This is a genomic window from Nonomuraea solani, from assembly GCF_900108335.1.
Taxonomy (GTDB): Bacteria; Actinomycetota; Actinomycetes; order Streptosporangiales; family Streptosporangiaceae; genus Nonomuraea; species Nonomuraea solani.
This window is the reverse complement of the sequence record NZ_FNVT01000002.1, coordinates 766,237-782,418: the sequence shown is the minus strand read 5'-3', so window position 1 is coordinate 782,418 and position 16,182 is coordinate 766,237. Positions and strand designations below refer to the sequence as shown.

The 16,182-nt window shown below is 71.6% G+C and carries 13 protein-coding genes; 8 read left to right on the top strand and 5 right to left on the bottom strand.

The window, feature by feature from the left end; translation table 11 throughout:
- Positions 1-120: 120 nt before the first annotated feature.
- A complete protein-coding gene (locus C4V41_RS09300; protein WP_103955341.1) occupies positions 121-1,593 on the top strand; it encodes an amino acid permease in 1,473 nt (490 codons plus the stop codon).
- A gap of 41 nt (positions 1,594-1,634) precedes the next feature.
- On the opposite strand, the gene C4V41_RS09295 is transcribed toward C4V41_RS09300, so the two are convergent.
- The 4 genes from C4V41_RS09295 to C4V41_RS09280 form a co-directional block, all read right to left on the bottom strand.
- On the bottom strand, positions 1,635-2,021 hold the full coding sequence (locus C4V41_RS09295) for an SSI family serine proteinase inhibitor (protein ID WP_103955340.1): 387 nt from the start codon (positions 2,019-2,021) through the stop codon (positions 1,635-1,637).
- Positions 2,022-2,113: 92 nt separating this feature from the next.
- Positions 2,114-4,201, bottom strand: a complete 2,088-nt coding sequence (locus tag C4V41_RS09290) for a 3-hydroxyacyl-CoA dehydrogenase NAD-binding domain-containing protein (RefSeq protein ID WP_103955339.1) — start codon at positions 4,199-4,201, stop codon at positions 2,114-2,116.
- Positions 4,198-5,361 (bottom strand): thiolase family protein, encoded by a 1,164-nt coding sequence (locus tag C4V41_RS09285; RefSeq protein WP_235030046.1) that lies wholly within the window; start codon positions 5,359-5,361, stop codon positions 4,198-4,200. Before C4V41_RS09285 ends, C4V41_RS09290 begins: the two co-directional genes overlap by 4 nt.
- 61 nt (positions 5,362-5,422) lie before the next feature.
- Positions 5,423-6,151, bottom strand: a complete 729-nt coding sequence (locus C4V41_RS09280) for a hypothetical protein (RefSeq protein ID WP_103955337.1) — start codon at positions 6,149-6,151, stop codon at positions 5,423-5,425.
- A gap of 201 nt (positions 6,152-6,352) precedes the next feature.
- Here C4V41_RS09280 and C4V41_RS09275 point away from each other — a divergent pair, with 201 nt between their 5' ends.
- Entirely contained in the window at positions 6,353-7,861 is a 1,509-nt protein-coding gene (locus C4V41_RS09275) for an LCP family protein (protein WP_235029997.1), read from the top strand.
- A 7-nt stretch (positions 7,862-7,868) separates the two neighbouring features.
- Here the strand turns inward: C4V41_RS09275 and C4V41_RS09270 are convergent, their stop codons facing one another.
- A complete protein-coding gene (locus tag C4V41_RS09270) occupies positions 7,869-8,600 on the bottom strand; it encodes an SDR family NAD(P)-dependent oxidoreductase (protein ID WP_103955335.1) in 732 nt (243 codons plus the stop codon).
- A gap of 75 nt (positions 8,601-8,675) precedes the next feature.
- Here C4V41_RS09270 and C4V41_RS09265 point away from each other — a divergent pair, with 75 nt between their 5' ends.
- From C4V41_RS09265 to C4V41_RS09240, 6 genes are all read left to right on the top strand, one after another.
- Entirely contained in the window at positions 8,676-9,254 is a 579-nt protein-coding gene (locus tag C4V41_RS09265) for a TetR/AcrR family transcriptional regulator (protein ID WP_103955334.1), read from the top strand.
- Positions 9,255-9,486: 232 nt separating this feature from the next.
- Entirely contained in the window at positions 9,487-10,596 is a 1,110-nt protein-coding gene (locus C4V41_RS09260) for a hypothetical protein (RefSeq protein WP_103955333.1), read from the top strand.
- A gap of 67 nt (positions 10,597-10,663) precedes the next feature.
- Positions 10,664-11,656: a LacI family DNA-binding transcriptional regulator gene (locus C4V41_RS09255; protein WP_103955332.1), complete on the top strand. Its 993-nt coding sequence runs from the start codon at positions 10,664-10,666 to the stop codon at positions 11,654-11,656.
- A 148-nt stretch (positions 11,657-11,804) separates the two neighbouring features.
- The gene (locus tag C4V41_RS09250) at positions 11,805-12,578 is read left to right on the top strand and encodes a sugar phosphate isomerase/epimerase family protein (RefSeq protein ID WP_103955331.1); all 774 of its coding nucleotides are present in this window, start codon (positions 11,805-11,807) and stop codon (positions 12,576-12,578) included.
- An 8-nt stretch (positions 12,579-12,586) separates the two neighbouring features.
- Positions 12,587-13,507, top strand: coding sequence for an alkaline phosphatase family protein (locus C4V41_RS09245; protein WP_103955330.1), 921 nt, complete (start codon positions 12,587-12,589; stop codon positions 13,505-13,507).
- 87 nt (positions 13,508-13,594) lie between these two features.
- A complete protein-coding gene (locus tag C4V41_RS09240; protein ID WP_235029996.1) occupies positions 13,595-16,150 on the top strand; it encodes a PEP/pyruvate-binding domain-containing protein in 2,556 nt (851 codons plus the stop codon).
- The last annotated feature ends 32 nt before the right edge of the window (positions 16,151-16,182 follow it).

Sequence of the window (16,182 nt, the reverse complement as noted above, 5' to 3'; positions counted from 1 at the left end):
GGTCGGCGCTTCGAGCAGATCATGGAAGTAATTCCGCCCTGCTCCGCCGGCAACAGGATCATCGCTGATCCCACCCCGGCGGCGGCATGATCACCGAGGGTATGGGAAGGATCGCTGACCGTGGACATCTTTCGCACGAAGAGCGTCGAGCAGTCGATCCGCGACACGGAAGCCCCCGAGCACCAGCTGCGAAAGCGCCTGACCGCCACCGACCTCACGGTCTTCGGCATCGGCGTCATCGTCGGCACCGGAATCTTCGTGCTCACGGGGCAGGTCGCCAAAGAGATGGCGGGACCGGCGGTGGCGGTCTCGTTCATCGTCGCGGGCATCGTGTGCGGGCTCGCGGCCCTGTGCTACGCCGAGTTCGCCTCCACCATCCCCGTGGCGGGATCCGCCTACACCTTCTCCTTCGCCACCCTGGGCGAGTTTCCCGCCTGGGTCATCGGCTGGGACCTGATGCTGGAGCTGGCGCTGGCCGCCGCCGTGGTGGCGGTCGGCTGGTCGGGATACTTCGCCTCGATGCTGGCCTCGATAGGTCTCGAACTGCCGGCCGCCATCGCGGGTGAGGACCCCGTGGTGAATGTCCCGGCCGTCCTCATCGTCCTCATCCTCACCTCGATCCTGGTGGCCGGGATCAAGCTGTCCTCGCGGGTCAACCTGATCCTGGTGATCACGAAGATCGCGGTGGTGCTGCTGGTCATCGTGGCGGGGCTGTTCTTCATCAAGACCGCCAACTACACGCCGTTCGTGCCCGACCCGGTGGCCACGCCGCGCGTGGAAGGGCTGAGGGCGCCGCTGATGCAGGTGGTGTTCGGCATCACGCCGGTCGCGTTCGGCGTGCTGGGCGTCTTCTCGGCCGCGGCCATCGTGTTCTTCGCCTTCATCGGCTTCGACATCGTGGCCACCGCCGCCGAGGAGACCATCAACCCGCAGCGCGACGTCCCGCGCGGCATCATCGGCTCCCTGGCCATCTGCACGGCCCTGTACGTCGCCGTCTCGCTCGTCGTCGTCGGCATGCAGCGCTACAGCGAGCTGAGTACGACCGCGCCCCTCTCCGACGCGTTCATCTCGGTGGGCCAGTCCTGGCTGGCCGCGATCATCAGCGTGGGCGCGATCGCCGGTCTGACGACCGTGGTGCTCGTGCTGCTGATGGGCCAGACCCGGGTGCTGTTCGCCATGTGCCGCGACGGGCTGCTGCCGCGCTCGCTGGGCAAGGTGCACCCGACGTTCGGCACCCCGGCCCGGCTCACGATCCTCATCGGCGTGGTCACGATGGCGCTGGCGGGGTTCGTGTCGTTCGGCGAGCTGGCCGAGCTGGTGAACATCGGCACCCTGTTCGCGTTCGTGGTCGTCTCGATCGGCGTGGTCATCCTGCGGCGCACGCGGCCGGACCTGCCGCGGGCGTTCAAGGCGCCGCTGGTCCCGGTGCTGCCGATCGTGTCGGTGCTGGCCTGCCTCTACCTGATGTTCAACCTGCCGGTGCAGACGTGGCTGCGGTTCGTGGCCTGGATGCTGATCGGCGTCGTCATCTACCTGTCGTACGGCTACTGGAACAGCAGGAACGCGGCGCCCTGGCAGAAGGCCCGCCGCTAGACGGTGAAGCGCGGGGGCCGGCGACGGCCCCCGCGCCGGTTTCAGAGCGCCGTGACCGCGCCGGTCGCCGCCCGCATGACGCAGCCGTTGCTGAAGACCTTGGCCCAGTGCACCCGCTTGCCGAACCAGCGGCCCACCACCACGACGGCGTGCGGCTTGACCTCCTGGGTGCAGGAGGCGTTGGGCGCGACGTTGAGCTGCCTCGGATCGCCCTTGACCTGCTGCAGCAGGCGGCAGGCCGCGCGTGCGCTGGGATGCGTGCCCCCGATGGGCGCGCAGTGGAGCCAGACCGTCTTCGTCGGGCCGCCCTTGACCGAGTCGACGATCTTGAGCTGCACCTTGGGCGGCGGCGCGGCGGCCGTGGCGGGTGACGACGCGCCCACCAGGAAGGCTCCGCACAGCACGAGGGTGCCGGCTGCTCTCATCATGATAACTCTCCGTTCGTAGGACGGTACCGAACGCTACGACGGAGCCGGGGAGAGAGGACGGAGGCCCGCCGAGCGGGCCTCCGTAAAGAAATTCAGGCAGGCACGGAGGCCACGCCAGGAGCGAGGAAGCGCGGCCGGGCGACACCGGCCCGATCCAGGTACGGCGTGATCCCGCCCAGGTGGAACGGCCAGCCGGCGCCGAGGATCATGCACAGGTCGATGTCCTGGGCCGCCGCGACGACGCCCTCGTCCAGCATGATGCGGATCTCCGTGGCCATGGCCGAAAGGACGCGGTCGCGTACCTGCTCGGCCGTGGACGGCGCCGAGCCGCCCGCGAACAGGGCCACCGCCTCCGGGTCGAGCGTGAAGTCCGGGCGGTAGACGCCCGGCTTGCCCGAGGCGACCAGCTTGCCCATGTTCTCCGAGACGCCGTAGCGGTCCGGGAACGCCTCGTGCAGCGTCTCGGCCACGTGCAGCCCCACCGCCGGGCCGACGAGCTGCAGCAGCGCGAACGGCGTCATCGGCAGCCCGAGCCCGTCGAGCGCGTGCTCGGCCGTCTCCAGCGGCGTGCCCTCGTCCACGGCCGCCACGACCTCGCCCATGAAGCAGGTGAGCAGCCGGTTGACCACGAACGCGGGAGCGTCCTTGACCAGCACCGAGGACTTCTTCAGCGACTTGCCGACCGCGAACGCCGTGGCCAGCGTGGCGTCGTCGGTCGCCGCGCCCTTGATGATCTCCAGCAGCGGCATGACGGCGACCGGGTTGAAGAAGTGGAACCCGACGAGCCGCTCGGGGTGCGCCAGCCCGGAGCCCATCTCGGTCAGCGACAGCGACGAGGTGTTCGTGGCCAGCACGCACTCGGCCGAGACCACGGCCTCGACCTCGGCGAAGACCTGCTTCTTGACCGCCATGTCCTCGAAGACGGCCTCGATCACGAAGTCGGCGTCGGCGAAGGCGTCCTTGGTCAGGGAGCCGCTCACGAGGGACGTGAGCCGGTTGGCCTGGTCCTCGGAGACGCGGCCCTTGGTGAGCAGCTTGGCGATCTCGCCGTGGACGTAGGCCACGCCCTTGTCCAGCCGGGCCTGGTCGAGGTCGGTCAGCACGACCGGCACCTCCAGGCGGCGCGCGAACAGCAGCGCCATCTGCGAGGCCATCAGCCCCGCGCCGACCACGCCGACCTTGGTGACCTTGCGGGCCAGCGAGCGGTCGGGCGCGCCGGCGGGGCGCTTGGCGCGGCGCTGCACCAGGTCGAAGGAGTAGAGGCCGGCCCGCAGCTCGTCGCTCATCAGCAGGTCGGCCAGCGCCTCGTCCTCGGCGGCGAAGCCCTCGTCGCGGGTGGCGGTCTCGGCCAGCGCGATGAGGTCGAGCGCCCGGTACGGCGCCGGCGACGCGCCGCGCAGCTTCATGTCCACCAGGAAGCGCGCGTCGCCGACGGCCTTCTCCCAGCCGTCGTGCTCCGGCCGCTCCACGGTGACCTCGCCGTTGACCACGCGGGCGGCCCAGCGCAGCGACTCCTCCAGGAAGTCGGCGGGCTCGAACATCGCGTCGGCGACGCCCAGCTCGTACGCGTCCCTGCCCTTGATCATGCGGTTCTGGGACAGCGGGTTCTCGATGATCAGCTTGACCGCGTTCGCCGGGCCGATCAGGCGGGGGAGCAGTTGCGTGCCGCCCCAGCCCGGCACCAGCCCGAGGAAGCACTCGGGCAGGGCCACCGCGGGCACGCCCGACGAGATCGTCCGGTACGCGCAGTGCAGCGCGATCTCCAGCCCGCCGCCCATGGCCGCGCCGTTGACGAACGCGAACGACGGGATCCCCAGCTCGCCCAGCCGCCGGAAGACGTGGTGGCCGAGCGCGCCGATGGCCAGCGCCTCGTCCCGGGAGGTCACCGAGGCCGCGCCCTTGAGGTCGGCGCCGACGGCGAAGACGAAGGGCTTGCCGGTCACGCCCACGGCCGCGAGGTCGGTGCGCTGGGCGATCTCCGACAGCGCGCCGTTCAGGGCGAACAGCCCGTGCGGGCCGAACGTGCTGGGCTTGGTGTGGTCGAAGCCGTTGTCCAGCGTGATCAGCGCCATCGTGCCGGCCCCGTAGGGCAACCGCACGTCGCGCACCAGCGCCTTGGTGACGACCTCGTCGCTGTTGCGCTCGCTCAGCAGCGCCCGCCAGGTGTCCATGTTGCTCATGCCAGGTTCTCCCAGATCACGGTGCCGCCCATGCCCATGCCGACGCACATCGTGGTGATGCCGTAACGCACGTCGGGACGCTCGCCGAACTGCCGCGCGAGCTGCGTCATCAGCCGCACGCCGGAGGAGGCGAGCGGGTGGCCGTAGGCGATCGCGCCGCCGTAGGCGTTGACGCGGGCGTCGTCGTCGGCGATGCCGAAGTGTTCGAGGAACGCCAGCACCTGTACGGCGAACGCCTCGTTGATCTCGAACAGCCCGATATCCGAAATATCGAGATTCGCCAGCCGGAGCGCCCGCTCCGTGGACGGGATCGGCCCCACGCCCATGACCTCGGGGTCCACGCCCGCGAACGCGTACGACACCAGCCGCATCTTCGGGCTCAGCCCCAGCTCGGCCGCCACGTCGGAGGCGGCCACGACGCACCCGGTGGCGCCGTCGTTGATGCCCGAGGAGTTGCCCGCCGTCACGTGGCCGTGCGGCCGGAACGGCGTCTTGAGCCCGCCCAGCCCCGCCATCGTGGTGCCGGGGCGCGGCGCCTCGTCCTCGACCGCCAGGCCCCAGCCCTTCTCGGCGGTCCTGATCGCGGCCGGCACCAGGTCGGGCTGGATCTTGCCGTCGGCGTACGCCTTGGCCGCCTTCTCCTGCGACAGCACCGCGTATGCGTCGGCCCGGTCCTTGGTGATCGACGGGTAGCGGTCGTGCAGGTTCTCCGCGGTCATGCCCATGACCAGCGCGCTCGGGTCGACCAGCTTCTCCGACAGGAAGCGCGGGTTCGGGTCGACGCCCTCGCCCATCGGGTGGCGGCCCATGTGCTCGACGCCGCCGGCGATGGCGACGTCGTACGCGCCGAAGGCGATGCCGCCCGCGACCGTGGTGACGGCGGTCATCGCGCCCGCGCACATGCGGTCGATCGCGTAACCGGGGACGGACTTGGGCAGCCCGGCGAGCACCGCCGCCGAACGCCCGATGGTCAGGCCCTGGTCGCCGATCTGCGTGGTCGCGGCGATGGCGACCTCGTCGACCCGCTCGGGCGGGAGCCCGGGGTTGCGCCTGATGAGCTCGCGGATGACGCGGACGACCAGGTCGTCGGCGCGGGTCTCCGCGTACAGTCCTTTCGGCCCTGACCGGCCGAAAGGCGTGCGCACGCCGTCGACGAACACGACGTCACGAGAGGAAGGCACGGATTCGCTCCTCGTTGAGATGTGGGGTTCCGCGCCCATGCTACTCGTCGGTAACTACTCCGCAGACGAGGGCGGCGGTGAGCAACGCGTATATGACCCCCGTCGCCGGCTCCCAGAGGTGGGCGCGGGCCCCGAGCAGGGCCGCGACCGCCACGGCCGCGCCCGTCCAGAGCGCCGCGCCCTCTCGCGGACGCGTGCCGTGGCCGGGATCCCATGGATCGCCAGGTGACCCTCCCGGGCGCAGGACACGCGCCAGTATCCCCACCGCGTCCCGTGCCCACCAGAGGAGGAACAACACCCCCGCGGCGGCGCTGAGCACCGACAGCGCCTCGACGGCCCAGCTCAGGGCGTCGGCGAAGCCATAAAGAGCGGCGTCGCGGAAGAACCGTGGCACGGTCCAGCCGAGCAGCAGCGTCGCCGCCCAGCCGCAGGCGACCGCCAGGCGGCTCAGGGGGCGCGTCCGGCCGGAGCGGGCGACGGCGTACAGTTCGCGCTCGCGCCGCCGCAGCCGCCGGGCCCGCGCGCCCCAGACGTACTGGGTGACGGCCAGGGCGGGCAGAGCGGCGGCGAAGAGGGCCAGGGACAGGACGGCGAGCGGCAGCGCCTGTTCCCTGGTCGTGGCCCGGTCGGCGAGCACCTGGACGGTGGTCAGCAGCGCGATGGAGGCGCAGAGCGCGACGAAGGCGCGGCGGCGCGCGGTCCTGGCGCCGGCCCGCAGCCCGGCCACCTCCTGGGCGCCGGGGGGCGGGGCCATCTCGGTCAGCAACATGACGTCATGATTGCGTCACCGCGCGTGGTGACGCCTGGAATTCGCGGGCTTTGGATGGAGCCCTCGCTGGGGCGAGGTGATGAAGAGGTGCCCCTGGAGCCATAATCTCAGCGAGTATGGAGGAGCGAAGTAGCCGGAGATGTCCTCCACACCTCCCATCGGTGACTATGCTTCGCGATCATGGCGCAAGGGGTGAACCGCGTGAGAGAGCGACAGGACCAAGCGGTTCTCGGCAGACAGGTCGCGCCATCGCCGCCCTCACTGGAGCCGAAGAGGCGCCGTTCCACGCCCCGCCGCAACCCCCTGACCCCCCTCGGCTGGGTGGCGGTGGTGCTGACGGGCGTGCTGGTCCTCGCCACGCTCGGCGGCTACGGCTACTACCGCTACATCGAGAGCGGCCTCAAGCGGGTGCCGATCAACGCCGGGTCGAGCCGCCCGCCCGACACGGGCGCGCTCAACGTGCTGCTCGTCGGGTCGGACTCCCGCGACGGCACCAACAGGAAATACGGCGCGACCTCCATCGGCCTGGGGGAGCGCACCGACACGATCATGCTGCTGCACATCGCCCCCAACCGGGACGGCGCCACCATGATCAGCTTCCCGCGCGACTCCATGGTCATGATCCCCGAGTGCCCCGGCAAGAACGGCGCCGTGCTGGCCGGCGGGCTGCGCCAGATCAACTCCGCCTTCAACGACGGCGGCATCGACTGCACGATCAGGACTCTTGAATCGCTCACCAACATCAAGATCAACCACTTCGTGAAGGTCGACTTCACCGGCTTCAAGGGCATCATCGACGCCATCGGCGGCATCAAGATCTGCCTGCCCAAGGCGGTCAACGACCCCAAGGCCAAGCTCGTGCTCGGCCCCGGCGAGCACGTGGTGAAGGGCGAGCAGGCGCTGGGATACGTACGCACCCGCTACGCGCTCGGCGACGGCAGCGACCTGAGCCGGATCCAGCGCCAGCAGGTCTTCCTGACCCAGGTGCTGCAGAAGGTCACCGACGGCGGCCTGCTCACCGACCCGGCCGCGCTCAACAACTTCCTCAAGGCCGCGGTCTCCGCCGTGACCGTCGACAGCGGCCTCTCGCTCGACCGGATGCTGGAGATCGCCAACAGCGTCAAGGGTCTGACGACCAAGGAGCTCAAGGGCATCACGGTGCCCACCGAGCCCTACCCGGCCGACAAGAACCGGGTGCAGTTCAGCGAGCCGTCCGCGAAGAACTTCTTCGAGAACGTGCGCAACGACGTCGACGTCAAGACCGTGCCCACGCCGGGCAAGTCCAGCGCGCCGAAGATCGAGAACAAGCAGGTGCGCCTGCAGGTGCTCAACGGCTCCGGCGAGCAGGGCAAGGCCCTGCAGGTGGCCGACGAGCTGGCCGCGCAGGGGTTCGTGGTCACGCAGGTGGGCAACGCCGCCACGACCGCGACCACGTCGATCCGCTACGCCAAGAAGGACACGGCCCAGGGCCCGGCCTACGGTGACGCGGTCGCCGGGCGGCTGTCCAAGGACAAGCGGACGCCCGAGGAGGGCAAGGTCAAGGCGCTCACCAGCCAGCCGTACAAGGCCAAGACGCCCGTCAAGAACCCCGGCGGCCCCGTCATCCAGCTCATCATCGGCAAGGACTGGCCCGGCGTGCGCGTCGTCTCGGCGATCCCCGACGCCCTCAAGGACAAGGTCGTCGACAGCAACACCAACCCCTGCCTCTGATCGCCCGTCAGGCGGTCACACCGGCGTCCACCGGGATCGTCGCGCCCGTGACCGTGCGGCCGCCGTCACCCGCCAGGTACGCCACGGCGGCCGCGACGTCCTCAGGCGAGCAGTAGCGGCCCAGCGCGGTGTGGCGCCGCTCCTCGTCGGCCTCGGGGCCGTCGGCCGGGTTCATCTCGGTGTCGGTGGAGCCGGGGCTGACCAGGTTCGCGGTGATCCCGCGCGGGCCCAGGTCCCTGGCCAGGCCCTTGGTGAGCCCGACGAGCGCCGACTTGCTCATCGCGTACGCCGTCCAGCCCGCGTACGGCACCCGCTCGGCCAGGCTGCTGCCGATGAGCACGATCCGGCCGCCCGCCCTCAGGTGCCGCGCCGCGGCCTGGGCCAGCACGAACGACGCCCGCGCGTGCACGGCCAGCACCTCGTCCACCTCGGCGAGCGTCACGTCCTCCAGAGCCCCGTACGGCGCGATGCCCGCGTTGCCCACCACCACGTCGAGCCGGCCCAGCTCGCGGACCGTGCGCTCCACCGCCTCGACCAGGTCACGCGGCTCGGCGGCCTCGGCGCGCAGGCCGAGCGCCCGCCCGCTGGCCGCCTCGATCTCTCTGACCACGGTGGCCGCCCGGTCGCCCGCGCTCCGGTACGTGATCGCCACGTCGAACCCGTCGGCCGCCAGCCGCCGCGCGACGGCCGCGCCGATCCCCCTGCTGCCCCCTGTGACAAGAGCCACTTCGCGGGTCATGTCGTCCTCCTTATGCGGAATGCGTTCCGGTTAAGACCGTAAGCGGAATGCGTTCCGCATGCAAGCGATGCCAGGATGGGAACCGTGAGACGCGAGCGCACCGACGCAGCCCGCAACCGCGCCAAGATCCTCGCCGCGGCCGAGGGCATCGTGGCCGCCCGCGGCGTCGAGGGGCTGTCGATGGCCGAGGTGGCCGCGGCGGCCGGGGTGGGCGTCGGCACGCTCTACCGGCGGTTCGGCGACCGGTCGGGGCTGGCGTACGCGCTGATCGACGCGCGGGAGCGGGAGTTCCAGGCGGCCTTCATCGAGGGCCCGCCGCCGCTGGGCCCCGGCGCGGAGCCGGTCGCGCGGGCCAGGGCGTTCCTGGGCGCGCTCACGGACCGGACGGCCGAGCAGCTCGACCTGCTGCTCATGGCCGAGACGGCGGCGCCACTGGCCCGGTTCGGCGGCGCCTACGACGCCTATCACGCGCACCTGGCCCTGCTGATCGGTCAGGCGCGCCCGGAGGCCGACGCCTTCTGTCTGGCCGACGCGTTGCTGGCGCCGCTCGCCGCGCCCTTGCTCGCCCATCGGCTCGGGACGGGCGGCGTGACCGTCGCGCGGGTCAAGGCGGCCCTTGACCGGCTGCTGGCCGGTTTTGTCATCGAGGGCTGAAAAGACCTGAGATACCCGGTGAGTGCCCCTTTCCAAACTCATTGTGACGAAAGTTACGTAGAGTAGTTTGAGGGAAACATGTGAAATTTCCGGACAAGTGGTGGTCGGGTCTGTTAAGAAAGGGCGCGGTCAGAATTCGTATCAGAGAGGTTCCATCGTGGCGCGCGACGAGAACGACAGGCCATACGAGGATGGGCAGGGTAGGTCGTTAAACCCGGAGCTCACGGGTGACGTGCTGTCGCCGCGGTGGAGCACCGATGACACCGACGAGCAGCCTGCCATTCAGGTCGTCGGCAACGAGACCTACATCCTCCCGCTCGACAAGGGCGAGCCGGTGCGCATCGACCCGGTGCGTGACGTGCTCGACGACCCCATGCCGCACGATGTGCTGAGCGGTCCCGGCGGTGGGCACGACGTCTTGAGCGGTTCGAGTGCCGGGCACGACGCGCTCGTCGCCTCCGGTGACGCGCGCGACTCCCAGGACCTGCTGCGCGACCCCCTTGGCGACCCCCTCAGTGATCCGCTTGGCGACCCTCTGCGTGAGCCCCGTGGTGAGCACAGTGGTGAGCACAGTGGCGCGCACCGGGTGGAGTCGCTCCAGCCGGACGACGACAATCCCTATCTGCCGATCGACCGCAGCTACGAGTCGCGCGACGGTGACGACTTCAATGACGACCTCGACGACGACCGGCCCAAGCGTGGTTTCCTCGGCTCGGGGTGGACCGACGAGTCGGGCGGTTCGGGTGGCGGGCACGGCGGCCGTGGTGGTGGCGAGCGCGAGGTGCGCCGCCGTACCAGGAAGCTGCTCGTCGCGGCGGCCGCGGTGGTGCTGGTCGGCGTGGGCGCCGGCTGGATACTCACCGGTACGTCCTCCGACGACCCCTGCGCCGGTGCCCAGTGCGCCAGCGCGGGTGAAGTGAGCGCTCCGTCCGAGTCGGCGGTGCCGGAAGAGGCGCCGGTCGAGGAGGAGGAGCCGGTCACCGAGGACCCCACGGATTCGGTCGGCGAAGAACCGTCCGAAACCCAGTCCGCAAACCCCCCGGCGACCCAGCAGCGCGCCCGGCCCACCCGTGAGCCGTCGGAGCGTCCCGAGCCGACGCGGCGGGCCCAGCAGCCGAGCGCCAAGCCCACGAGTAAGCCCACCCGCACGGCGCAGAGCCCGATGAGCGACACGGCCGACAGCGGCGGCCAGGACAGCGACACGCCGACGAACAAGCAGTCGCAGTCCAACCAGTCGACCGAGTCGCCCGTGACGCAGCCTCCGGCCACGACCCAGGCGCCCGCCCCCACGCCCACCCAGGAGCAGAAGGGACTGCTGGACATCCTGTTCCCGTGGGCCTGAGACGTGCGAGGATGCGGATCCAGGTGCCGTTCTGGCAGACTTGGAAACCGCTTTCCCTGGAGGTCTCGTGGTCACGCTTGAAGACGTCGCCAAGCAGGCGGGCGTCTCACTGGCGACCGCCTCGCGGGTGCTCAACGGGAGCACCCGCCAGGTGGGGGCGGCTCTTCGGGCGCGGGTGGAGCAGGCTGCGGACGAGCTCGGCTACCGCGCCAACATCGCCGCGCAGACGCTGGCCCGCGGGGCGAGCAACGTCATCGGCATCGTCGTCCACGACCTGACCGACCCCTATTTCGCGGCCCTGGCCGACGGGGCGATGCGGGCGGCGGCCACCGAGGGCCTGCTGGTCATGGTGGGCACCACGCATCGCGATCCCGAGCAGGAGATCGCCTACGTCGCCACGCTGCACGCGCAGCGCGTGCGGGCGGTGCTGCTGGTCGGCTCGCGCGTCGCCGACCCGGCCGTCACCGGCCGCCTGCGTGACGAACTGGCCCGCTACCAGGCGGGCGGCGGGCGGGCGGCCTGCGTGGGACAGGACCTGCTCGGCGTCGACACCGTCGCGCCCGCCAACCGGCAGGGCGCGGCGGAGCTGGCCAGGGAGCTGGCCGGGCTCGGGCACACGCGGTTCGCGGTGCTGGCCGGGCCGCCGCACCTGGTGACGGCGGCCGATCGGTGCGCCGGGTTCTCCGGTGCGCTGCGCGATCTCGGGCTGCCCGCGCCGCAGGTGATCCATGGGCCGTTCGACCGCGATGGCGGATATGCCGCGGCTCAGCAGGTCGGGGACGCGAGCTGCGTGTTCGCGGTCAACGACGTGATGGCGGTGGGGGCGCTGGCGGCGTACCGGGAGCGCGGGGTCCGGGTGCCCGAGGACGTTTCCGTGGCGGGGTTCGACGACATCGTGACGCTTCGGGATCATGTGCCCGCGCTGACGACCGTGCGGCTGCCGCTCAAGGACATGGGGGCGCGGGCGCTGGAGCTGGCGCTCAACGAGGACGGCGCGATCGTCGTCGAACAGGTCGCGGGCGAGGTCGTGCTGCGCGCGAGCGTCCGGAGAATGACGTGACGCGAGTTGCGGCGCCGGTCGTGACGCCGGCCGTGACGTCGGCCGTGACGCGAGTTATGTCGTCGGCCGTGACGCGGGTCGTGGTGGGGGTCGTGGCGCGGGGAAGCGTGGCGTCGGTCGTGTTGCGGGAGAGCGTTCGGAGGATGGCGTGAAGCTGGCGGTCAGTACCTTGGGGATGCCCGGTGAGGGGCTCGACCGGGCGATCGAGATCGCGGCCGGGCACGGCTGTCAGGGGCTGGAGCTGCGCCTGCATCCCGACACCGGGGTGCACGCCGGGCTCGGGCCGGAGGAGCGGAGGTCGGTGCGGGAGCGGGTGGAGCAGGCCGGTCTCGAAATTTCCGCGCTTGCCGGATATGTCGGCATCTGTGAGCCCGGGCCGGACGAGCCGGTCATCGAGGCGCTCCTCGCCGACCTGCGCCTCGCCGCCGACCTCGGCGCTCCCGGCGTACGGGTGTTCCCGCGCGGCGACGATCCGGCCGTCGGCGCCCGCAGACTCAAGGCGATCTCCGGCCCGGCCGGCGACCTCGGCCGCCGCGTGCTGGTCGAGACCCACGACAGCATGGCCACCTGCGCCGCCGTGGCCGGCCTGCTCACCGAGGCGGACCGCCCGGAGACCACCGGCGCGATCTGGGACCTGCTGCACCCGTGGCGGCACGGCGAGTCGCCGGAGCGCTCGCTGGCCGCGCTGGGCCCGCACCTGACGTATGTGCAGGTCAAGGACGCCGTCTCGGCCCAGGACACCACGCCGGTCCCGATGGGCACGGGGTCCGTGCCGCTGGAGGAGGCGGGCGAGCTGCTGCGCGCGGCCGGCTACGACGGCTGGGTGTCGCTGGAGTGGGAGCGCACGTGGTATCCGCAGGTCGCTCCCGTCGAGGAGATTCTGCCGGGGGCGGCGGACTGGGTGCGGCGCTTCGCCGCTTAGATGGGGGGATGTCCGCATCCACAAGTAAGGTGCTGGTCGTCGGCATGGACGGCCTCCGGTTCGACCGGCTCATCGCCCTGGAGGCGCCCGTCCTGGCCGGGCTGATGTCCGCCGGCGCGTACGGCACCAGCAAACTCCCCTACGGCGAAGCCGGTACACCGCGTACGGAATCCCCTGGTGAGATCGTCCCCAAGACCCCGGAGCCGGGCGACGGCGGCCGGGTGATCAAGTCTCGTACGGACTCCGGACCCGGCTGGTCGTCCATCGCCACCGGGGCCTGGCCCGACAAACACGGCGTCGTGGACAACGGTTTCGCCGCCGCCCAGTTCCAGAAATTTCCGGACTTCTTGTCGCGTGCGAAGCATGCCCGGCCCGACCTGACCACCGCCGCCTTCTTCTCATGGGCGTCTCTCGCCGAGCATGGCGCGTTCGGCCCGGCGATCGACCACCGGTTCGTCCTCGACGGCTACACCGTCGGCTGGGCCGCCGCCGACAAGCAGGTCACCGAGGCCGCCGAGCGGCACCTGGCGGCCGGCGACCCCGGCGCCGTGTTCGTCTACCTGGGCGACACCGACGAGGTGGCCCACGACCTCGGCCCCCACTGCGCCGAGTACACCGCCGCCCTCCAGGCCCAGGACGCCTACCTGGGCCGCCTGCTCGACGCCGTACGGGCGCGGCCCTCGTACCGGGAAGAGCGCTGGACCGTGATCGTCACCACCGACCACGGTCACGTGGACGAGGGCGGCCATGGCGGCACCTCGGACGAGGAGCGCACGGTGTTCGTGATCGTGCACCGGCTCGGCGCGGACCTCGGCGGCCGGGCGCTCGCCGGGCCCCGGCTGGTGGACGTGGCGCCGACGGCGCTGGCCGCGCTGGGTGTCGCCGTGGATCCGGCCTGGGATCTGGACGGTATGCCCCTCGACACGTGATTCATCACATGTTGAATTTCCGCCCGGCAGGCGTAACACTGGATGACAGGACGCTGAACGGCGGGAGCTCATTCGATGAAGACGGCCATGGATTTCTCCGAGATCGACGCAGGGGCGCTCGCCGAGGCAGGTGGCAAGGCCGCCAACCTCGGCGAGCTGACCAGGGCCGGGCTGCCCGTACCGCCCGGCTGGGTGCTGACCACGGAGGCGTACCGGCAGGTCGCCGAGGGCCTTGAGACCTCCGGCGACGGGCTCGCCGAGCGGGCCAGGCGGCACCTGCTGGAGACGCCGGTGCCGGCCGCCGTACACGAGACGATCGTGAAGTCCTACGCCGCGCTCGGCGACGACGTGCCCGTGGCGGTGCGGTCCTCCGCCACGGCGGAGGACCTGCCGTTCGCCAGCTTCGCCGGGCAGCAGGACACGTTCCTCAACGTGGTCGGCGCCGAAGCGGTGGTGGACGCCGTACGCCGCTGCTGGGCCTCGCTCTGGACCGACCGCGCCGTCGCCTACCGCGAGTCCAACGGCATCGACCACGCCGCCGTGCGGCTCGCGGTGGTCGTGCAGGTCATGGTGGACGCGCGGGTGGCGGGCGTGATGTTCACCGCCAACCCGGTGACGGGGCGGCGGCGCGAGGCCGTCATCGACGCCAGTCCCGGGCTCGGCGAGGCGGTCGTCTCCGGCGCGGTCAACCCCGACCGGTTCGTCGTGCGCGGCGGCGAGGTCGTCGAACGGCAGGCGGGCGACAAACGGCTGGTCATCCGCTCCCTGCCCGGCGGCGGCACCGAACGGGTCGAAACCACCGACGACGCGCTCTGCCTGACCGACGACCAGGTGCGCGAGCTGGCCGCGCTCGGCGCTCGCGTCGAGGACCACTACGGCGCGCCGCAGGACACCGAGTGGGCCGTCGACGGGGCCGGCCGGCTCTGGCTCACGCAGGCCAGGCCGATCACCACGCTCTACCCGCTGCCCGAGACGACCAGGCCGGGGCTGCGGGTCTTCTTCTCCGTCAACGTGGCCCAGGGCGTCATGGGGCCGCTCACGCCGATGGGGGTGGCGGCGTTCCGGCTGATCAGCGCGGGCGGCGCGCGGCTGGCCGGGCATGGTCCCGCCGACCCCCGCGACGGCGCGCCCTTCCTGGCGGTGTCGGGGGAGCGGATGTGGCTCGACATCACCACCGCCGTACGCAGCCGGCCCGGCCGCGCCGTCCTCCCGCGCGCGCTGACGCTCGGCGAGGCCCGCGCCGTGACCATCGTGGAGCGGCTGTTCGAGGACCCCCGGCTGACCTTGGCGCACACCTCGCGCCGCCCCTTCCTGCGCGGCTTCGGGCGGTTCGCCCGCCGGCTCCACCTTCCCTCTCGCGTGCTGATGGCGCTGACGAGGCCGCGCGCCGCCCTGGCGTACACGGCCCGGATCGGTGAGGAGCTCGACCGGAGGCTGACGCTGCCCGCCTCGGTGACCCCGGCGCAGCGCCTGGACCACGCCGAGCGCATGCTGTACGGCACCTTTCCGGTGATCCTCTCGATCATGCCGATCGTGATCACCGGGTACGGCCTGTTCGCGCTGGCCTCGAAGCTGTCCGGCGTGCCGCTGAACGAGATGGGCGACGTCCTGCGCAGTGTCCCGCACAACCCGACCACGGAGATGGACCTCGAACTGTGGGAGCTGTCCACCCGCATCGAGCCGGAGCCGTTCAGGGACCTGCCGGTGCCCGAGCTGGTCCGCCTCTACCAGGAGGAACGGCTGCCGCCCGTCGCCCAGCGGGAGATCACGGCCTTCATGGGCAAATACGGCCACCGTGGCGTCGCCGAGATCGACCTGGGCGTGCCGCGATGGTCGGAGGAGCCGGCGCACATCCTCGGCGTGCTGGCCAACTACCTGCGGATGGACGGCGGCCTCGCGCCCTCGGAGCTGTTCGCCAAGGGGGACGAGGAGGCGCGCGCCACGATCGCGGACCTGGCGGCGCGGGCGCGGCGGCGGGGCCGGTGGCGGGGCGGCGTGGTGCGGTTCGGGCTGGGACGTACGCGCATGTACGCCGGGCTGCGTGAGCTGCCCAAGTTCTACCTGGTCAAGACACTCGCGTCGATCCGGCGGAGCCTGCTCGTGGTCGGCGAGCACCTGGTGGACCGGGGCGTGCTGGACTCGGCCGGAGACGTGTTCTACCTGGACCTCCGCGAGGTCAGGGCGGCACTGGGCGGCGGCGGTGACCTGCGGGATTCGGTGGCTCGGAGACGCGAGGCGTACCAGCGGGAGCGGCGGCGCCGGCACGTGCCCCGGGTCCTGCTCTCCGACGGCACCGAGCCAGAGACCCTGGGCGAGAGCGCCACGGACGGCGCGCTGACCGGCACGGCCGCCTCGGCGGGCACGGTCACGGGAGTGGCCAGGGTGGTGCTCGACCCGGTCGGCGCCCACCTGGAGCCCGGCGAGATCCTGGTCTGCCCCTCGACGGACCCCGGCTGGACCCCGCTGTTCCTGACGGCGGGCGGCCTGGTCATGGAGATGGGCGGTGCGATGTCGCACGGCGCGGTGGTGGCCAGGGAGTACGGCATCCCGGCCGTTGTCGGCGTGCCCGACGCCACCCACCGCATCACCTCGGGCCAGGAGATCACCGTCAACGGCGCGGCGGGCACGGTCGAACTGCCGTGACGGAGGGGCGGCCCCCGGAAGGGGCGCCGCCC